Source organism: Frankia sp. BMG5.60 (genome assembly GCF_059428125.1).
Map to the genome: position 1 here is coordinate 6,438,520 of NZ_CM182091.1, position 18,691 is coordinate 6,457,210.

Genomic DNA, 18,691 nt, shown 5'->3' on the forward strand with positions numbered 1-18,691 from the left:
GGCGAAGCACCGGCCGCGTGCGGGCCACGTGGGCCGAGTCGGCCAGGTGGGTCGAGTCGGCCAGGTGGGTCGAGTCGGCCAGGTGGGTCGCGAGTGGGTGGAGTGCGGGCCGAGGCGCGGATGCCCGGAGTCGACGCCTGGCCCGAGGCGACCCGAGATGAGAGGAAGGCGTGCGGGAATGCCGGTCGAGCAGCGTGCGGCGGGGGTGCAGTCGGTCCAGCGTGCCCTGGACATCCTCGAGGTGGTCGAGGCGGCGGGCGGCGGCTGCTCGATCAGCGCGATGGCCGCGGCGACCGGCCTGCCGCTGCCGACCATCCACCGGCTGGTCCAGACCCTCACCACCCGCGGCTACCTGCGTCGGCTGCCCGACCGCCGGTACTGCCTCGGTTCCCGACTGGTCCCGCTGGGCGCCGGCGCGAACGCACTGCTGGGCGAGCGGGCCGCCCCGGTCCTACGCGAGCTCGCCGACGGGCTCGGGGAATCGGCGAACCTCGCGGTCCTGGCCGGCGAGCGGGCCGAGTACGTGGCCCAGGCCCCCGGGGTGTACTCGATGCGCACCTTCACCGAGGTGGGCCGGCGGGTTCCCCTGCACTGCACCGGCGTCGGCAAGGCGCTGCTGTCGACGCTCGGCGACGACGAGGCCCGCGCGATCCTCACGCGTTCGACACTGTCCACCCACACGGCCACGACCATCGTCGAGGTCCACGCGCTGCTCGACGAGCTGGCCGGCATCCGCGCCCGCGGCTACGCCCTCGACGAGGGCGAGATGGAGGTCGGGGTGCGCTGCGTCGCGATGCCGGTGTCCGTGCCCGGCATGGCGCCGATGGCGCTGTCCGTGTCAGGCCCCGCGGTACGCATGAGCGACGATCTCGCCGGCCGTGCGGCGCCGGCCCTCACCCGCGCCTGCGCCGCTCTCGCCGCGGCCCTCACCTGAACCTGGACCACTGGCAGCCTCGCGCAGGAGCGGGAGGAGTTCGGCGAGCCGTTCGAGCTGGTCGCGGGCGGACCTGAGGTCGACGGTGCCGATGCGGCAGACCAGGTGCCGCGCGCCGGCGGTGAGGTAGCGCATCAGGTGTGCGGCCACCTGCGCCGGCGGACCGGTGATCACGGCCTGGATGGCTTCGAGATCGCGCAGCGCGAGCCCGTAGTTGGCCCGGCTGTAGTCCGCCAGGGCGTCGCGCCCGCTCGCCACACTGTCGGCGATCAGCACCGACGCGAACAGGGCAGGCGTGATCGAGTCCGGGACACGGCCCGCGTCGGCGGCCGCCCTCCGTACCTCGGCCAGACCGCTGCGGTAGTCCGCCGGGTCGGGCGGGTAGGGCAGCCACCCGTCGTAGCGGCGGCCGGTGCGGGTGAGCGCCGCGGGGGCGGCGCCGCCGAGCCAGATCGGCGGGCCGCCGGCCTGGCTGGGCGCCGTGGCCGGCGGGATCTCGTCGAAGTGCAGGAGATCGCCGTGGAAGGAGGTCGGGCCGTCGGCGGTCCACAGGCGGCGCCACAGGGCGACGGTCTCGTCGAGCCGGGTGAACCGGTCGGCCCAGGGAACCGCGGAAAGGTCGTGCAACGGCCGGCCGAAACGGCCGGGAAAGGCCGCGCCCACGGCCACGGTCAGCCGTCCGCCCGCCAGCAGGTCGAGGGAGGCGAGGGTCTGCGCCGCCTGCACGGGCCGGCGAAGTACCGGCAGGAGCGTCGCCGTGCCGAGGGTGACGTGGTCGGTGACCGGTGCCACGGCGGCGAGCATGGTCAGCGCCTCGATGCGCGGGCCGAGCAGCGAGTCGTTGACCCACAGCGAGTCGTAGCCGAGTTCCTCGGCCCGGACCGCGAAGTCGACGAGCTCACGTGGGTCGGTTCCCGCGCCCCACTGGGCCTTTCCGATCGGGACGAGCACGCCGAGGCGGATGTCATCGTTCGTTTGCCTGTCATCGGTCATGCGCCGCATCGTGCCGGCGGCGGTGAAGGGCGGCAATTCCCCGGGAGGAATGGCCGGCGGGCGATCCCGGGCGGTACAACGGGGCTCGTGGACTTCCCGCGGGCGCTGCGCGAACGTCGGCTGCGCCGGCGGCTCAGCCAGCTCGAACTGGCCGAGCGGGCGGGGACGACCCAGCGGCACGTCAGTTTTCTGGAGAACGGCCGGTCGGAACCGGGCCGGGCCATGGTTGTCCGGCTGGCGGAATCCCTCGACCTGCCGCTGCGGGAGCGCAACGGTCTGCTGCTCGCCGCGGGCTATGCCCCCGCCTACCCGCGCACCTCACTGGACGACCCGCCGCTGGCCCCGGTGCGCGCCGCGCTGACGCACATCCTGACCGGGCACCTGCCCTACCCGGCGATCGTCGTCGACCGCCACGGCGACCTGGTCGCCGCCAACGAGGCGTTCGCCCTCCTTACCGACGGCGCGGCGCCGGACCTGCTCGGGCCCGGCGCCAACGTCTACCGCCTCGCGTTGCATCCCGCGGGCCTCGCGCCGCGCATCGTGAACCTCGCCGAATGGTCCCGGCACATCCTCGACGGCATTCACGCCGAGAACCTGCGCAATCCCGACGACCGTCTCGGCGATCTCCACGCCGAACTCCGCCGGTACGTGCCGGCCGAGCCGCTCAGGCCGGATCATCTCGGCTTCGCGGTTCCCCTGCACCTTCGCTCGGCCGACGGGGAACTACGGCTCATCAGCACGATCACCACCTTTGCCACCGCCGTCGACGTCACCATCGCCGAACTGAAGCTCGAGGCCTTCCTCCCCGCCGACCAGCCCACCGCCGTCCTCCTGCGCCGCACGGCCTCCCGGTAGCTGCGCCTGGGTGTGGCTGCGCTACTTCTGGCCGCCTGCGCTACCTCTGACCGGCGGCGCTACTTCCGGCCGGCGGCGAACTCGGCCTGGGGAGCGAGGGTGTTTCCGCCGCCCGACGTCGGCAGCACCCTGGCGAGGACCTCGTCCCACCAGGCGATGAACGCGAGGTCGTAGAAACCCGCACCGGGCAGATCGTCCTGCGGGTCGAACGACTTCACGGCCGGTGTCACGGACTGCCGGCCGTACCACTGGTCGACCACGAAGCAGCCGCGACCCCAGGTCCGATAATCGGTGGGGGTGCTGTCGACTGCACGGTTCACGACGGTGAACAAATGCTTGTCCGAATGTATCCCCACGATGCCGTAGAGCTCGACCCTGGTGCCCTCGGGTAGCAGCGGCGCATACACCTTCAGGGCCGGCCGCTTGAACACCTTGGCGACGAGCGCCCCGTTCACCGCCCACGCGTAGTCGTTGCACACACCGTAGAAGAATCCGGCGGTCGGATCCTTCTCGAACTTGGCCAGGCCCTCGGCGAGGTACCTGGCTCGGGCGTTGCGACCGGGGCCGATCGACTCCGGCATGTAGGTGCAGGTGTCCGGCGTCGGTGGCCGGCGGCTCTTCGCGCCCGGCGCCTTCAACTCGTCCCGGGTCTTCCGCTGGCCCGCCGGCGCCTTTTCCAGTACCGCCGAGAAAGCGTTCTCCACATAACTGTTGGCCCCCAGCACCGAAACGCCTATCGCGTCGTTCACGCGCCGCATCGTCTCCGGCCAGGTGAACTGCTCCGGATTCGCCTCTGCCATCTGTTTCCCCCTGGATCCACGCTGCTGTGCTCGTCGTCAAAACTAGCAGTCACGGTCGCCGCGGGGATTGACTTCGGGGTAAGCCGGCGAGAGAGGACGGGATCGAGGCAGCCCGGACGACTCCAGCGCGGGCACTGGAGCCGGTACGGTCCTCCAGACGGTCCTCACCTCCACCCGCCACACCACAACCCGCCACCACCCGCCACCACCCGCCACCACCCGCCACGCCACCAGGAGCGGCAATGCAGGTTCTGACCAAGCAGCCCACGACCAAGGGGCCGGCGGAGGTGTTCACCGGGGACGTGTGGTTCGACGTCGTCGCCAGGGGCGAGGAACCCTCCCGGGTTCGCGTCAACACGGTGCGCTTCGCGCCCTGCGCCCGCACGGCCTGGCACTCCCACGCCGTGGGCCAGACCCTTTACGTCACCGAGGGCGTCGGCTACGTGCAGGCCCGCGGCGGCGAGGTCGTGGTGATGCGTCCCGGCGACGTGATCTACACGCCGCCCGGCGAGGAGCACTGGCACGGCGCGGCGCCCGACCACTTCATGACACACATCGCCATCTGGGAGGCCCCCGCCGACGGCCCGGAGGTCACGTGGGGCACCCACGTCACCGACGCCGAGTACAACCGCAGGTAGCGAGTCCGACGCCGCCGCGGCGCGTGACCCGCACCGCACCGCAACGGGCCGCGCCTCGGGCGGCGAGCCGGTGAAACTAGGCGCGGGCGATGGCCTCGCGGACAGCCGGCACGACCTCGCCCGTCCAGGTGCCGAGGGCGAGGTCGGTCGACGTGCCGTCCTGGACCGGGAAGTAGACGAATCCGGCGGCGCCGAACGTCAGCACGGCCGCGGTGAGTTCGTCGACCCACTGGGCGACCGAACCGCCGATCCAACGGCCGGCATCGTCGCGGGTGGCGGTCAGCGGCGTCGAGGTGAAGCGGCCGGGGAGGTTGTAGATGGTCGCGATCTCCGTCGGATTCCGGCCGGCCGCCGCAGCCGCCGCGTCGATGAGGGGGCGCGACTGGACTACCCGCGCACTGCGCCAGTCGGCGGCGTAGCCGGGAATCCAGCCGTCGGCGAGCCTGCCCGTGACCGCCAGCGATGCCGGGCCGCCTGAACCCGTCCAGATCGGCGGGGCCGCGACGGATGCTGGAACGAGGCCCGCGACCTGGTAGAACTCCCCGTCGAAGGTCACCGGGTCCCCGCCGCCGCAGAGCGACTTCACGACGAGGATCGCCTCCTCCATCGCCCGGACGGCCTGCGCCGGAGAACGTCGGAGGATGCCGAGACGGGCCATGTCGTCCCACAGCCCGCCCGCCCCGATCCCGAGCGCGACGCGGCCGCCGGTCAGCGCGGACAGCGCGGTGACCGTGCGGGCCAGCATCGGTGCGGGTCGGCTCGGCACGTTGGTCACGTTCACCGCCCCGGTGACCCGTGCCGTCCGGCCCAGGACGACACCCAGGACCGCGTAGGCGTCCAGCCGGTCGGCGAAGTAGGGATGATCCGACAGCGTGACCAGGTCAAGCCCGTCGCGATCCGCCTGCGTCGCGTGCGCGAGCAGGGCGTCGACCTCGCCGACGCCGGTCTCGAGGCCGAATCCGAACAGAACCTTCTCGCTGGTCACCGGCGATCATTCCTCTCCGCTGTGGGCCTCGGCGCGGCGGTGAGGTGAGGTCCCGCCGGGCCGGGCGAGGACCGTCGAGGTCCCGTCCCTCACCCTCGGTCCCGGCGCGGAGCGCGGGAAGACCGGGCCGGGGCTGGTAGGGATCGGGGCTGGTAGGGGCCAGGGCTGGTAGGGACCGGGCTGGTAGGGACAGAGCCACGCTTGCGGGGCTCGGGCTCGGGCTCGGGCTCGGGTTCGGGGCGCGGGGCAACGCCGGCCGCGGGCACTTGCCGGGGTACCGCACCGAGATCCGTCCCTGTGGCCTTCGAGTGTCGGATCATTGGCGGCGGAGCGGGCGGCGGGATCACGGTCGCTCCTCGGTCGTACCGTCCGTGCTCGGAAGGGTCTGGTATGGGTATGCGTGTCCGTTCGCCGGAATTCGACTTCACCGACGTCTCGCCGCGCTGGGGCGCGAACCTGGAGGCCGTCCATCTCGTCAACGCGCAGGGCATCATCCCGGCCTACATCGAACCGTTCCTCATCAAGGTGATGCGCCGCGCGGCGGAGGAGCTGGATCCGCTGGCCGACGCCGAGCTGTTGCGCGACATCGACCTGTTCAACCGGCAGGAGGGCCAGCACTACCGGCTGCACCGGGCGTTCAACGCGATGGTCCGCGACGGCGGCTACCCGGATATGATCGCCTACGAGGCCGTCTTCGAACGGGACTACGAGCACTTCCTGCGGACCAGGTCGCTGCGCTGGCTGCTCGCCTACTGCGAGGGCTTCGAGACCATCGGCTCGACCGGCGCGGAGCTGTGGGTCGACGGCCTGATGGAGTCCGAACTCGGCGCCCCGCCGTCACCGGCGGTCGACCTGTGGAAATGGCATCTCGCCGAGGAGTACGAACACCGCACGGTCGTGAACCGCGTCTACCACCGTCTCTATGGCCGCCCCCGGCTGTTCGCGTGGTTATACCGGGCCCGGGGCATCGTCACCGCCTCCCGGCACCTGAACCGGCGCACCTCACCGCTGCGGCGCTACCTGCTGGACACCGATCGCCGCGGGATGACCGACGAGCAGCGCCGGCAGTCCGAGGAGCGGGAGGCGGCCACGGCCAGGAAACTCGGCACGGCGAACCTCCGCCGGCTCGCCCGCGCGTTCTCGCCGTTCTACGACCCGGCGACGACGCCCCCGCCGGCGGGCCAGCAGGCCACCCTGGCCCGCTACCCCGCGGCCGCCGCAGGACGAGGACGGTCCACAAGCACGTGACCCCGAGGCTCGCCTGCTCGGGGTCCGGCGGCCGGGTCCAGAACCGGGTTGGCGGTCAGGCCCAGCGGATGACGTCGGCGGGGTCGAGCCGGGGGAGCCGGTCGAACCAGGGGTTCTCACCGGGATGGCCGATGTTGATGACGAGCAGGGACTTCCACCGGCCGTCCGGGAAGAACTCGGCGTCGATCGCCGCGGCGTCGAAGCCGGCCATCGGCCCGGCCACCAGGCCCTGGGCGCGGATGGCGAGGATGAAGTAGCCCGCCTGTAGCGGCCCGTTGACCTGGGCCATGGCGCTGCGGGTGGCCTCATCCGCCTCGAGGGCGTCGCGCATCTGTGGCCGGATCGGCAGCAGCGTGGGGGCGTGCTCGTGGAAGCGCGAGTCGACGGCGAGGATGGCGGTGACGGGCGCTGAGGCGGTCTTGACCCGGTTGCCCTCGCTCATCAGCGGCAGCAGCCGCTCCTTGCCCTCGGGCGTGCGCACGAAGGTCACCCGCAGCGGCTGCAGGTTGGCGCTGGTCGGCGCCCACCGGGTGAGCTCCCAGATGGCGGCGAGCTGCTCGTCGCTGACCGGGGTGTCCGCGAAGGCGTTCCCCGTCCGCGCCTCGGTGAACAGCAGGGCGCGCCCCGCCTCGTCGAGGACGGGAACGTCCGGCGCCTCGATGCTCTCGACGGCAGAGGTCATGCGTGAGCTCCCTGAGTGTGTGTGGCCCCCCGTACTACTGCCGTAACTCTAGCCAGGCCGTCCGGAGTCCCCGTTCCGCTGTCCGCTGCGCCACACGTCGCCCGAGGCCGACGGGCGAACGCGGCCTCGGGGTGCGCTCTGACGGGGAGCGGCTGGCACTCGGTGCTCATCACGTCCGACGTCACCCGGGCGGGCGGCGGAGCCATCGCTTCGAGTTCGTGATCCGAGGCAATGGCGTACGCGCCGGCGGAACGGGAAGGGAGTATCGCCGCGCCAGGTCCCGCAGCACAACATTCGCACTGTATGTTTCGAGTGCCCCGGCGAGCAGTCGCCGATACGGGTCCGCGACGATTCCCACCTCGAAGTCATGGAATATTTCCCGCCAGGCGACGTCGGGCCGATGGTAGTCAATGTTCGGACGCTGTTCCCGGGGATAGTCCACCCACGCCAGCACCTGGTCCGCCGCCGCGGACGAGGTGTAGATCCTGGCCAGCTCCCGCCGCAGCAGCTCTACGTCATCCGGCCGGAAGGCACGGTCGACCGCCGCCGGCGTGCCGTCGTCGGGTCCTTGCGCAGCAAGCCGACCGACGCGAATGCGGCCTGGCTGATGTCCGGGATCCTCGCGGCCACCTTCCCGTCCTCTTTCCTGGACAGGTCTCCGAACCGCTGCTCGACGAGGGCGGCCAGTGTTTCCGCAACGGTCGGGATCAGCGCGACGATCTCCTGCTGCGAGCCGTAGACGAGAACCTTCTGTAGGCCGCTGATCGCCTGGGCCGTCTCGGCCGCCTGTCGTCGGACGTCCGCGAGCTCCGCACGTCCGACGAACGGCAACCGCCGTCCGATCAGCCTGCGCACGTACCGCGCCGACTGCCCCAGCGTCGCCACGACGTCCCGCCGGACCCGGTCGACGTCCACATCCCCGCCGGATCTGCCGGTGACGCCGAGAGCCGCGGCACCCGGTCGAAGCGTCGACATCTGTTCGAGGGCTTTCAGCAGGTGATGCGCCGCGAAGAGGTCCGGATGCCGATTCCAGATTGATCGTTGAACAGCCACGGCGGCGGCCAGGAAAAGCGAGTATGCCGCCATGACAACGAGCATCCGGAACATGGTCAGAGCGGGAACATCGCCGTGGAAACGCGCGAGATCCCGGAGGAGCACCCCCTCCGACGTAAAAAAAAGCCGGCCGTCATCACCGCGAGCGGCACGATCAGTGTCAGGTGGGTCCGGACGACGAGGCGACCCCGATGGGCGACGACATCGGTGACCCGATCAGCCGGCAACAGATCCGGCCGGGGCGCGAGCGCACCCACGGCCCGATCGACCCGCACGCGCGCCCGACGCTGCTGCCGCTGCCGCCTACCGCGGGGCCGCGCCGAAGCGAGCGGGACGAGAAGGATGCTCCCGGCGAGGAGAGCGGGCGCCAGACCCAGGAGAGACAGCCCCAGGGACACCGACGTCGCCCCGATGTTCGCCGCGTGGGAACCGACAGGAATCCCCGCGATCTTCCCCTCCCCGAGGCAGGTGACGGAAGGATCACTCTACGCGGCACGGTTCTGCCTGAGCCCCGATGGGCGGGAGGGATCGCGTCCGGTCGTGTACACGACACGGCTCAGATTTCGCCCGTGAGGTGGACGACGTCGGCGTAGCGCTCGAGAGCGTCGACGCAGGCTGCCACGCTGTGCCCGGGGGGCTGCACGACGAACCAGGTCGCGCCCGCGTCCCTGGCCTGGCCCAGGAAGTCCAGGTGCTCGTCCGGCGAGCCGTTCGGGTCCTGGAGCCATGTGCTCTGCAGGGACTGGAGCTGGACGTCGACGGTGACGTCCCGTCCCCGCTCCCGGGAGGCAAGCTCGTTGACTTCGGTCACCGCCGACCTGAGCTGGGCGAACGACGTCAGGGCGGGCGTGCGTGTCGTGGCGGCGATCGAGTCGGGGATCATCAGCGGGCTCCAGCCCTGGACCCGGGCCGCCCGGCGCCGGGCCACGGCGCTGTTGCCGCCGACCCAGATCGGCGGTCCGTCCGGCGTGACGGGCATCGGTAGAGCGGCGATCGAGGCGGCGGTGAAGTGCCGGCCCTCGTAGTCGAACGGGGATCGGCTCCACACGCCCCGTAGTACCTCGAGCGCCTCGTCGAACAGCAGGTTGCGCTCGTCGAAGTCCACGCCCAGGGCCCGGAACTCCGAGCGTAGATAGCCGGTTCCGACCACGACGGTCAACCTGCCCCCGGACAGGATGTCCACGGTCGCCGCCGCCCGGGCCGTCAGCAGGGGATTGCGGTACGGCAGCACCAACAGGTACGTCATGAGGCGAAGCCGGGTCGTCGCCGCGGCGCAGAACGCGAGGGCCGGGACGACGTCGAGCGCCTCGTGCCCGCCCGACCTGAGCCACTTCAGCGACGGCGCCGGGTGTTCGGTGAAGGCGACCGCCGCGTAGCCCAGCCTTTCGGCCGTCTGGACCACTCGGGTGACCCCCGCCGCGGTCACCAGCTCGGGGCTGTACTGCGGGTCCGACACGGGGAACTCGACGGTGACGTGCACGACGGCGCTCCTGACTGCGATGGCGGGCGGCGGACGGCGGGCGACGGACGGCCGCGGCGGAAGGGAGGGCTGCTGGATCAGGGCTGGCGGTCAGGCGCCGCCGCTGGCCGTCACGCACTGGCCGGTGATCCATCGGGCGTCGTCGCCGGCGAGGAAGGCCACCACGTCCGCGATGTCCTCCGGCTGCCCGAGGCGGCCGAGCGGGACCAGGCTGCCGTAGTGCTCGGCGAGCTGCGGGGTCATCCCGTTGCGGATCAGGTCGGTGTCCACGATGCCGGGGACCACCGCGTTCACCGTCACCTTGCGGGGTGCCAGCTCGGTGGCCCAGACGCGGGTGAAGGCCTCGATCGCCGCCTTGCTGCCCGCGTACGCCGACAGTCCGGGCTGGCGGGTCGACGAGCTGCCGCTGCTGATGCTGATGACGCGCCCACCGTCGGGCATGAGCTCGACCGCCCGCTGCGTCACGAAGAACAGGCCGCGGGCGTTGAGGCCGAACGTGGAGTCGTAGATCGCCGGCGTCGTCGCGGCCAGCGTCGGCATGCCGCCGGCCCCGCGCCCGGCGTTGTTGACGAGCACGTCGACGCGATCGGTGCGGGCCCGGATCCGCGTGAACAGATCGTCCACCTGGGCCAGATCGGCGACGTCGGCCTGCTCCGCCCAGGCGTCGCCGCCGTCCGCCTCGATCTCCCTGACCAGGCCGGCGGCCTGCTCGGCGCTGGTCGCGTAGTTCACGATGACGGCCGCGCCGTCGCGGGCGAGCCGACGGGCGATGGCACGGCCGATACCGCGGCCGGCGCCGGTGACGAGCGCGGTCTTACCGGAGAGGGTCATGTCAGCCTTTCGGGTGCTCGCGGGGAACGCGGCCGATCGGCACGTCCTGCTCCGATGCGAGGCGGGACTGGTGCGTGCGGGCGGGGCGACGAGGCGGAGCCGAACGCGAAACGTGTGGCAGGTCATCCGACACCGTCGTCGCAGAGGCTAACGTTCGTTCACGGTTGTGGTCAACCAGCGAGTTTCGTGCCCGACTTGGCAGGGTCAGCGCGATGGTTCGCAGGGTGGCCGGCTAACGAACGTTGACTTTGCCGGCGCGGGAGCTCTACCTTCCTGGATCATCGCTGTGACGTCCGGCACAGGCCGGAGGCCCAGCGGAGGAACCCGACTTCCAGGCAAAGGACCGACGATGTCGATCATCCCGTTACGGCGCGCGGGCATCGCCCCGCGCGCGCTGGCCGGCACGGTGCTCTCTGCGCTCGTCCTGACGACGGCCGCCTGTGGATCAAGCGGTTCCGCCGCGGGTGGAGCGGCCGCGTCGGCGGACCCGAGCCTCTTTCCCGGCACGAAGCCGTCGGCGTCGGCGCCGGTGCGCGTCGCGATCATCACGAACGAGGGCGGGGCGGCGATCAGCCAGCCCGAGACGACCGCGGCGGCCAAGGCGGCGGTCAGCTACGCGAACGACAACCTCGGCGGCATCGGCGGCCACCGGATCGAGATCGTGCTGACCTGCCCGACGAGGGAGGACGTCGCGACCGCCCGGACCTGCGCCAACAAGGTGGTCGAGGCGAAGGCGGACGCGCTGGTCGTGACCTCGACGGGCCTGGGCGCGACGATCGCGCCGATCGTGACCGGGGCCGGCATCCCGTACATCACCGCCAACGGCGCGACGGCCCCCGAGCTGACCTCCCCCGCCTCGTTCGTCTGGACGGGCGGCTTCCCCTCCATCCTGCGGGCGTGGGCGAAGTACGCCAAGGACAAGGGATACCGATCGTTCACCGCGTTCGTCATCGACTCCCCGTCCGCCATCGGCGCCGCCCAGCAGTTGGGGGCGCCGGCGTTCAAGGCCGCCGGGGTGGACTTCACGGTCGCCACCGTCCCGGCCGGCACCCCGGACGCCACCCCGATCGTCAGCGCGGCGCTGCGGCGCAAGCCCGACGCGGTCGCCGTCATCGGCGAGTCGACGGTGTGCATCAGCGTCATCAAGGCCCTGGAGACCGTCGGCAACAGCGCCGACACGCTGATCACCCAGCCCTGCGTGGAGCGCAGCGTCCTGGACGCGGTCGGGTCCGCCATCGACGGCACCCAGGTCGCCACCCCGTACGACGTGATCAGCAAGGATGATCCCGAGGTACGGCGCTACGACGCGATCATGGCCAGGTACGCGCCGGACACCCCGACGGGCGGCTACGCCGGCATCGGCTACCAGGGCATGATGTCGTTCATCCGGGCTGCCCAGGGCGTGCGCGGTGACATCAGCCCCGCCGCCGTCATCGCGGCGATGAAGAGCGCGAAGAACGTGCCGCTGCCGATCGGGCACGGGATCACCTTCACCTGCGACGGCACGGCGCTCCAGCCGCTGATCTCGGTGTGCTCGAGCAGCAACATCTTCGAGCGGTTCGACCACGGCAAGGCCACCGACGCCCAGGTGGTGGCGTTGCGATGATCCGGATCGTGCAGTGCTTCACCGGCGGGGTCGGCGCGGAGAACGTCCGCCGGCTGGCCCGCCATCCACGGATGGAGCTCGTCGGGGTCCTGGTCCACAGCGCGGCGAAGGACGGTCGCGACGCGGGTGACGTGGTGGGCATCCCCCCGCTCGGCATCACCACCACCCGCAGCCTCGACGAGATCATCAAGCTGGCCCCCGACGCGGCGATCTGGAGCGCGCAGGGCTACGACCCCGCGTCGATCGCCCGGCTGCTCGCCGCCGGCATCAACGTCTACACCGGGCTCGGCGGCTACTTCCTCGACGGCGAGCCGGAACAGGCCCTGCTGGCCGACGCCTGCCGCACGGGCGGCTCCACGTTCGCCGCCGGCGGCAACATCCCGGGCCTGATCAGCGACGTCCTGCCGATCTTCCTGACCGGCTACACCGGCTCCGTGCGGCACATCGACGCCGTCCAGCGCAACCACGTGTCGCACTACCCGTCCGCCGCGCAGCTTCGCGATGGTCTGGGCCTCGGGCTGCCACCCGGCGAGTCCGAGAGCGCCGCGGCGCTGGACGCCGGCTGGCTGTGGCTGATGACGTCCTCGGCCAGGATGGTGGCCGCCGCGCTGCGCGTCCCCTTCACCCGGATCGAGCAGACGGACAAGCGGACCGCGCTGGCCGCCGAGACCGTGACGCTCCCCGGCAGCGGCCTCACCGTGGAGGCGGGCACGGTCGGCGGGGTCCGCTGGACCTGGACCGCCTACAGCGGGCCGACCGCCTTCCTGACGATCACCAACGAGCAGACCGCCGTGCTCGGGCTCGGCGCGGGCTGGCGCGAGACGGAGCGGGAGCCGGCGTGGACCGTGGAACTCGACGCGTCACCGCCGTTGGTCGCCACCCTGACCTGGCCGGCGGGGACCGCGGCGGCGGCGGCCAACGCCCAGCTCAACTCGGCCCGGGCGATCAACGTGCTCGCCGCCCTGGTCGCCGCGCCGCCCGGCTGCGTCTCCGTGCTGGACCTACCCATGATCACGTCGAGTGACACCGTCCTGGGCGAGGCCACGCCGTGAGCGGAAGCGGGACCGGGAGCGGAAGCGGGACCGGGAGCGGGAACGGGACCGGGAACGGGACCGTCGCGGGTTCGGCCCGGACGGTCACGACGATCGCCGGGGTGCGGGCGGCGGCGGACGCGGTGCGCGCCGCCGGTGGACGGGTGGGCTTCTTCGGGACGAGCGGTGCCCTGCACGAGGGGCACCTGACGGTGATCCGGCGCATGGCGGCCGAGTGCGACCTGTCGATCATGCCGCTGTTCCTGGCCCCGGTCCCCGGAGTGACCTCCGACGCGGTCCCCGCCTACGACCGGGACTTCGACGCGGACGCGGCCCTCGCGTTCGGCGCCGGGGTGAACCTGGTGTTCCGCCCGGCCGTGGCGGAGATGTACCCCGATCTCCCGGTGCGCACGGCCGTCGTGCCGGCCGACGAGCTGGCCGCGCCGTGGGAGAACGCCGAGGACCCGTCGTTCATGCGGATGGCGGCCACGGCGCTGGCGAAGTACTACAACATCGTCGGCCCGTGCCGGGCGTACACGGGCGAGAAGGACTGGGTGCCGCTGACGGTGCTGCGCCGGATGGTCGTGGACCTGTCGATCCGGGCCGAGATCGTCGCGTGTCCCGTCGTCCGGCTCGCCGACGGCCTGTGCGCCTCCAGCCGTAACAGGAAGCTGTCCGCCGCGGACCGAGCCGCCGCACCCACGCTCTACGCGGCGCTGAGGGAGGCCGTCGCCGCCGTCGAGGCAGGCGAACGGGACGCGGGGGCGATTCGCTCCCTGCTGCGGCGACGGATTGCCGCGGTGGCGCCGGTCGACTACGCCGAAGTGGTCGACGCCGCCACGCTCGCCCGGGTCGACCCGCTGGCCGGCGAGCTGCGGCTGCTGGTGTCCGCCGACTTCACCGGCACGCACCTGTTCGACAACGTCGGGGTCACCGTCCCCGACCCGGCCACCTGCCGTCGCACCCCGGGCTAGCGACGGTTGTCCGCGGATCATCAGGCAGACAACGCGAGCGCGCGCTCGGCCATCCCGATCAGCCGGGTGCGCGCCGCGATGCCGATGTCGCTGTACTTCGTCGAGTTCAGCAGCCCGAAGATCGCGTGCACCTCGATCTGGGCCTGACGTTCGGTGAGACCGGGCCGCAGGGCGCGCAGGGGCGTCACCCACAGCCTGGTGTAGGCGAGCTGGCGGGACCTGACCTGGTGGGCCGCCTCGGCCGACAGGTTCGCCATGTCCCGGTCGTGCACCCTGATCAGGTCGGGCTCGCTGGTCGCGAAACCGGCATGACAGGCGATGAGCTGCCGCAGCGCGTCCGCGTCGTCGCTCGCGGCCGCGACGACGGCGTGCCCGCTGTCGAGCATCCGTTGGCCGATGTCGATCAGCAGCTCGGCGAGTACCTCGTCCTTGCTGCCGAAGTGCTTGTACACGGACGGCCCGCTGATGCCGGAAGCGGCGCCCAGGTCGTCGATGGACGTTCCGTGGAAACCACGGGTGGCGAACATGCGGGCGGCCTCGAGCAGCAGCCGCTCGCGCGTCCGCTGGGCGCTCGGTCGCATCGCGCCGGCTCTACCCACCTGGATCCTCCCGCGTTCCATGCATGGTGCAACACCTGACGACGCAGCCTCGTGTCAGGCTAACGTCCCCTAACCGGGAGGAGCTGTCGGACCGGGTCGTCACCGGTCAGGTGGGACTGGTCGTGGCCAGCGGCTCGCCGGCCTGGTGGGAGGCCGGCGCATCCCGGCACGGCGAGAGTCGACCGTTGGGCGTTCATGTCCCTGTAGTTGGTCCGCTGCCGTTCGCGATGATCTAGCCTTGGATCGGTAGCCGAGACCGCCGTGCGTGCCGATCTGGTCCGCAGGCCGCGTTCCGGCTGAATCTTCCGGCTTCGCCGGGTTCGCCCGGCCCAGCTAGCGCGAGGAGAGACGTGGCTGAGCAGCGCGATGGCATCCCGGACCCGGTGGACCATCCGAAGATCGACGTGACGACGCCGCATTCGGCTCGGATCTGGAACTACTGGATGGGCGGCAAGGACAACTACCCGGTGGACCGCGAGGCCGGCGACGCCTACATCAAGGCGTTCCCGGGAATCGTCACCCTGGCCAAGGAATCCCGACGTTTCCTCATCCGGGCCGTCGGCCACCTCGCCGGTGAGGTGGGCGTCCACCAGTTCCTCGACATCGGCACCGGCCTGCCGACCATGCAGAACACCCATGAGGTCGCCCAGCGCCTCGCCCCTGAGTCCCGCATCGTGTATGTCGACAACGACCCGCTCGTGCTGGCGCACGCCCGCGCCCTGCTGGTCAACACCACGCCGGAGGGCGTGACCACCTACGTCGACGGCGACCTCCACGAACCGGACCAGATCATCGCCGACGCCAGGAACGTGCTGAACTTCTCCCGGCCGATCGTCGTCATGTTCATGGGAATCCTCGGCCACGTCGCCGACTTCGACGAGGCGCGCGCGATCGTGGCGCGGGTGGTGAACGCCGTCCCTTCCGGCAGCTATCTGCTGCTGTGGGACAGCACCAACACCAGCGAGGGATTCGACGAGGCCCAGCAGGGCTACGACGACACCGGCGCCGTTCCCTACATCCTGCGCAGCCCGGACCAGGTCGCCCGCTTCTTCGAGGGCCTGGAACTCCTCGAACCGGGCGTGGTGTCGATCTCGCAGTGGCGACCGGACGCCGAGGGCGCCGCGGCAGTGGACGGCTACGGCGCGGTGGCCCGCAAGCCATAGGTCGGATCAGCCCTATGCCCTGAGCAGGGGAGGAAGGCGTGACTGGCGGTCGCGTACGCCGCGAGGACTTCATACCGGATGAGGTCTGGGTGCGCGCTGAGGATGGCTTCTTCCTTGTCCCGCTGCGGCGGCAGGACGATCCGCAGCGGTGGGCGGCGTTGTGCCGGACCGATGACGGGATCGCCACACAGGTAGACGACGGCACGGGCCGGTACGGGGACCGGAAGGGCATTGTCCCGACCAGTTCGAGCAGCGCGCCGTGGGTGATGGCGCGGATGCTGGAGCTTCTCGACCTGCGTGACGGGATGGCCGTGCTCGAGGTGGGCACCGGAACCGGGTACAACGCGGCGTTGCTCGCCGAGCGGACCCCGTCGGGCGCGGTGACCTCGGTGGAGATCGACGCGGGGATTGCCGAGCGGGCTCGGGTGGCGCTGGCCCGGTCCGGCTGGCCGGTGCGGGTCATCGTAGGGGACGGGGAGGCGGGGTTTCCCGGCGGGGCGCCCTACGACCGGTTGATCGTGACGGCCTCGGTGGCGCTGGTGCCGTTCGCCTGGGTGGCGCAATGTCGGCCGGGTGGGCGGATCGTTTTGCCGTTCGAGAGTGAGTTCGGTGGTGGTTTGCTGTCGCTGACCGTGGGGGACGGTGCGGCATCGGGCCGGTTCGACAGTGCGGCGGGTTTCATGCGGCTTCGCGGCCAGCGGCCCGGCAAGGGGCTGTGGTGGCTGGGGGAGGACGATGCCGACGTCCGTCGCACCCGGCGGCATCTGCGTGAGCCGTTCGAGGATGAGACGGCCGGGTTCGCCGTGAACACGCGGCTGCCGGGCTGCGTGCTCGGCTGTTTGGAAGAAGGCGGTCCGGCTCCGACGCTGCTGCTGTCGCACGCGGCGTCGGGGTCCTGGGCGTCGCTGACCCCCGGGGAGCAGGACCACGAGGTCACGCAGTACGGCACCCGGCGGCTCTGGGACGAACTCGAAGCGGCCTACGACTGGTGGGTCAGCGTCGACCGGCCGGGCTGCGACCGGTTCGGACTCACCGTCACCCCCGACGGACAGACCTTCTGGCTGGACAGCTCGGAACGGACCGTGCCGAGCCCCAGCGCCTGACCGGCGAGCCTCGGGAAGCATCGCATCCGGACGACCGTCGACGTCTCGGCGCGGACAGAACCCGCCCACGCCGACGGCGTGCCCCTCGGAGCTGCAGGCGCCTGGACCCGAGGCAGCCCCAGACACCGGCCTCGGGTCCAGGAGGCCCTGCCCGAGCACCCGCCCCGCGCCCGAACCCACCCGCTACGCTGTAGGCACTCGGCGCTCCCGCACTGCCGGACGCCCGGGGACCAGGCCAGGGGGCGGTAGCTCAGCCGGTTAGAGCAGCGGACTCATAATCCGTCGGTCGTGGGTTCGAGCCCCACCCGCCCCACACCCTCTGACCAGGCCTTTTGTAGCGGCCGGGGCGGCTTGAAGATCGACAAGTGGCCTTGGTGATGACGTGCCGGTGACGTTGCGACCGCAACCACTTTTTGAGCCCCCTTCGCCGGTTACGGAGAGTGCTCCCAGCCGGCGATGGTCAGCTGCAATGCCGTGATGCCGAACGGTGCGAGTGCATTCGTGGTTGCTCTCGGCAGCCGGTCGGTGGAGCCGATCTGGTCTGTGTGACCGACGCGTGCTGCGCACCTGCCCGGACCCGTCCCACAGGTCGAGGGCAGGACCGTTCGCGGGGAATGGTGACGTGGGGCCGCCTGCGCTGTCCGGTTCTACCGGGCCGGGTGGGTATCGGCGGGGAACGATGTCGGCGGCGGTTTTGGCGGCGGCGCGGTCCGCGTCGGCGAAGATCGAGGTGTAGATGTCGCCGGTGAAGTGGACCGAGGAGTGCCCGAGGAGCTCGGAGATGTCCTTGAGGTCCTTGGTGGCGCGGTAGGTGAGACTGGCGGCGGTGTGCCGCAGGTCGTGCAGTCGGATGGGAGGCAACGGCCCGAAGGCGAGCGCGGTCTGAATGGAGTCCTCGGGCATGAAATGCCGAGCGGCGAGCTGTTCGACGGTCCAACCATGCTCGGCGTGCTCGCGGCGGATGGTGGCGAATCGGACGATGAATCGTTCGAAGCGTTGGGAAACGCCGTTGGGGGTGAGCCTGCTGCCGGGCCGTCTCCTGCCGGAACGGCACGCGCCGAAACGGCCGGGCCTGGCCGACAGGTCAGACTGCGGTCCCGCGCGAGACCTGGCGGTCGTGCCAGGGGGCGCTGTTGCGTTGAGCCGGTGCGAGGCATGGCGGACGACGGTGGTGCCCTGGCCGGAGCGCCCGGGCGAGTTCGGTGAACGCTGCGGCGAGCCGATGGTGGGGTTCTGCATCGACGGCGAGTTCGTAGTGGCCGCGGCGGATGTTCTGGGCGAAGGCGTGTTCGGAGCCGGTGACCTGGGCGGAGCGCAGACGTTTCAAGCCGTGCATTGGCCGCAGTCGGGCTTTCAGCCGGCCATGATCGGCTTCGGCCTTGTTGTTCGCGTACCGGGCGTCGATGTGGTGGGCGGCGGGGAGTTGCCCGTCGAGGATGCGCGGGTGGGCCGGGGCCCAGTCGGTGGTCACTTCGACGGGCCGGCGGCCGTGGGTCAGCGCCGCGGTGAAGAACCGGCGGGTGGCGGCCAGGTCACGCTTCTGGGAGGCCGCCACGTCGATGCTCTGGCCGCACTGGTCGATCGCCCGGTACAGGTAGCACCACCGCCCTGCGATCTTGACATGGGTCTCGTCGGTGAATCACCTGTCACCCGGGCTGTGACGGCAGGGCCGGGCGGCGTCGATCAGTAGCGGAGTGAACCGGCGCTACTCGGGTC

The 18,691-nt window shown here is 71.4% G+C and carries 19 protein-coding genes, 1 tRNA gene and 2 pseudogenes; 10 read left to right on the forward strand and 12 right to left on the reverse strand.

Annotated features, from left to right (window positions below):
• Positions 1-157: 157 nt before the first annotated feature.
• Positions 158-934 (forward strand): IclR family transcriptional regulator, encoded by a 777-nt coding sequence (locus tag AC5R91_RS26350; protein WP_495393982.1) that lies wholly within the window; start codon positions 158-160, stop codon positions 932-934.
• Here AC5R91_RS26350 and AC5R91_RS26355 read toward each other — a convergent pair.
• Complete coding sequence (locus AC5R91_RS26355) at positions 839-1,927, reverse strand: LLM class flavin-dependent oxidoreductase (RefSeq protein ID WP_495393983.1); 1,089 nt, start codon at positions 1,925-1,927, stop codon at positions 839-841. The genes AC5R91_RS26350 and AC5R91_RS26355 overlap by 96 nt on opposite strands.
• Positions 1,928-2,014: 87 nt before the next feature.
• On the opposite strand from AC5R91_RS26355, the gene AC5R91_RS26360 reads away from it, so the two are divergent.
• Positions 2,015-2,782 (forward strand): MmyB family transcriptional regulator, encoded by a 768-nt coding sequence (locus tag AC5R91_RS26360; protein ID WP_495393984.1) that lies wholly within the window; start codon positions 2,015-2,017, stop codon positions 2,780-2,782.
• Between the two features lie 59 nt (positions 2,783-2,841).
• Here AC5R91_RS26360 and AC5R91_RS26365 read toward each other — a convergent pair whose 3' ends face one another.
• On the reverse strand, positions 2,842-3,582 hold the full coding sequence (locus tag AC5R91_RS26365) for a hypothetical protein (RefSeq protein WP_495393985.1): 741 nt from the start codon (positions 3,580-3,582) through the stop codon (positions 2,842-2,844).
• 242 nt (positions 3,583-3,824) lie between these two features.
• On the opposite strand from AC5R91_RS26365, the gene AC5R91_RS26370 reads away from it, so the two are divergent.
• Complete coding sequence (locus tag AC5R91_RS26370) at positions 3,825-4,220, forward strand: (R)-mandelonitrile lyase (protein WP_055409094.1); 396 nt, start codon at positions 3,825-3,827, stop codon at positions 4,218-4,220.
• 76 nt (positions 4,221-4,296) lie between these two features.
• Here AC5R91_RS26370 and AC5R91_RS26375 read toward each other — a convergent pair whose 3' ends face one another.
• Complete coding sequence (locus tag AC5R91_RS26375) at positions 4,297-5,205, reverse strand: LLM class flavin-dependent oxidoreductase (protein WP_495393986.1); 909 nt, start codon at positions 5,203-5,205, stop codon at positions 4,297-4,299.
• Between the two features lie 390 nt (positions 5,206-5,595).
• Here AC5R91_RS26375 and AC5R91_RS26380 point away from each other — a divergent pair, with 390 nt between their 5' ends.
• Positions 5,596-6,453, forward strand: coding sequence for a metal-dependent hydrolase (locus tag AC5R91_RS26380; RefSeq protein WP_495393987.1), 858 nt, complete (start codon positions 5,596-5,598; stop codon positions 6,451-6,453).
• A 55-nt stretch (positions 6,454-6,508) separates the two neighbouring features.
• Here the strand turns inward: AC5R91_RS26380 and AC5R91_RS26385 are convergent, their stop codons facing one another.
• From AC5R91_RS26385 to AC5R91_RS26410, 6 genes are all read right to left on the reverse strand, one after another.
• The gene (locus AC5R91_RS26385; RefSeq protein WP_044886974.1) at positions 6,509-7,135 is read right to left on the reverse strand and encodes a malonic semialdehyde reductase; all 627 of its coding nucleotides are present in this window, start codon (positions 7,133-7,135) and stop codon (positions 6,509-6,511) included.
• Positions 7,136-7,316: 181 nt separating this feature from the next.
• The gene (locus AC5R91_RS26390; protein WP_495398066.1) at positions 7,317-7,730 is read right to left on the reverse strand and encodes an effector-associated domain EAD1-containing protein; all 414 of its coding nucleotides are present in this window, start codon (positions 7,728-7,730) and stop codon (positions 7,317-7,319) included.
• Positions 7,646-8,221 (reverse strand): hypothetical protein, encoded by a 576-nt coding sequence (locus AC5R91_RS26395; protein ID WP_495393988.1) that lies wholly within the window; start codon positions 8,219-8,221, stop codon positions 7,646-7,648. The genes AC5R91_RS26390 and AC5R91_RS26395 overlap by 85 nt, the downstream gene beginning before the upstream one ends.
• A 23-nt stretch (positions 8,222-8,244) precedes the next feature.
• Positions 8,245-8,445: a hypothetical protein gene (locus tag AC5R91_RS26400; protein ID WP_495393989.1), complete on the reverse strand. Its 201-nt coding sequence runs from the start codon at positions 8,443-8,445 to the stop codon at positions 8,245-8,247.
• 299 nt (positions 8,446-8,744) lie between these two features.
• Positions 8,745-9,668, reverse strand: a complete 924-nt coding sequence (locus AC5R91_RS26405) for an LLM class F420-dependent oxidoreductase (RefSeq protein WP_495393990.1) — start codon at positions 9,666-9,668, stop codon at positions 8,745-8,747.
• A 90-nt stretch (positions 9,669-9,758) separates the two neighbouring features.
• Positions 9,759-10,499 carry an SDR family oxidoreductase gene (locus AC5R91_RS26410; RefSeq protein ID WP_495393991.1) on the reverse strand — a complete coding sequence of 247 codons (741 nt, stop codon included), beginning with the start codon at positions 10,497-10,499 and terminating at the stop codon, positions 9,759-9,761.
• 349 nt (positions 10,500-10,848) lie between these two features.
• Between AC5R91_RS26410 and AC5R91_RS26415 the strand changes: the two genes are divergently transcribed.
• Genes AC5R91_RS26415 through AC5R91_RS26425 form a run of 3 tightly spaced genes read left to right on the forward strand, consistent with a single transcriptional unit; the run spans position 10,849 to position 14,110 of the window.
• The gene (locus AC5R91_RS26415; protein WP_495393992.1) at positions 10,849-12,105 is read left to right on the forward strand and encodes an ABC transporter substrate-binding protein; all 1,257 of its coding nucleotides are present in this window, start codon (positions 10,849-10,851) and stop codon (positions 12,103-12,105) included.
• Complete coding sequence (locus AC5R91_RS26420) at positions 12,102-13,157, forward strand: hypothetical protein (protein ID WP_495393993.1); 1,056 nt, start codon at positions 12,102-12,104, stop codon at positions 13,155-13,157. The genes AC5R91_RS26415 and AC5R91_RS26420 overlap by 4 nt, the downstream gene beginning before the upstream one ends.
• Positions 13,154-14,110, forward strand: a complete 957-nt coding sequence (locus AC5R91_RS26425) for a pantoate--beta-alanine ligase (RefSeq protein ID WP_495393994.1) — start codon at positions 13,154-13,156, stop codon at positions 14,108-14,110. Before AC5R91_RS26420 ends, AC5R91_RS26425 begins: the two co-directional genes overlap by 4 nt.
• A 20-nt stretch (positions 14,111-14,130) precedes the next feature.
• Here AC5R91_RS26425 and AC5R91_RS26430 read toward each other — a convergent pair whose 3' ends face one another.
• Positions 14,131-14,709 carry a TetR/AcrR family transcriptional regulator gene (locus AC5R91_RS26430; RefSeq protein WP_495393995.1) on the reverse strand — a complete coding sequence of 193 codons (579 nt, stop codon included), beginning with the start codon at positions 14,707-14,709 and terminating at the stop codon, positions 14,131-14,133.
• A gap of 350 nt (positions 14,710-15,059) precedes the next feature.
• Between AC5R91_RS26430 and AC5R91_RS26435 the strand changes: the two genes are divergently transcribed.
• The 3 genes from AC5R91_RS26435 to AC5R91_RS26445 all read left to right on the forward strand — a co-directional run bounded on the left by AC5R91_RS26435 (position 15,060) and on the right by AC5R91_RS26445 (position 17,288).
• Positions 15,060-15,872: an SAM-dependent methyltransferase gene (locus AC5R91_RS26435; RefSeq protein ID WP_495393996.1), complete on the forward strand. Its 813-nt coding sequence runs from the start codon at positions 15,060-15,062 to the stop codon at positions 15,870-15,872.
• 89 nt (positions 15,873-15,961) lie between these two features.
• A complete protein-coding gene (locus AC5R91_RS26440) occupies positions 15,962-16,975 on the forward strand; it encodes a methyltransferase domain-containing protein (RefSeq protein WP_495393997.1) in 1,014 nt (337 codons plus the stop codon).
• 239 nt (positions 16,976-17,214) lie between these two features.
• Positions 17,215-17,288: transfer RNA gene (locus AC5R91_RS26445), tRNA-Ile, on the forward strand.
• A gap of 425 nt (positions 17,289-17,713) precedes the next feature.
• Here the strand turns inward: AC5R91_RS26445 and AC5R91_RS26450 are convergent.
• Together AC5R91_RS26450 and AC5R91_RS26455 are read right to left on the reverse strand one after the other, a co-directional pair.
• Positions 17,714-18,214 (reverse strand): annotated as a pseudogene (locus AC5R91_RS26450) (hypothetical protein); the annotation flags it as partial.
• A pseudogene (locus AC5R91_RS26455) lies at positions 18,159-18,680 on the reverse strand (IS6 family transposase); the annotation flags it as partial. The pseudogenes AC5R91_RS26450 and AC5R91_RS26455, both read right to left, overlap by 56 nt.
• Between the last annotated feature and the right edge of the window lie 11 nt (positions 18,681-18,691).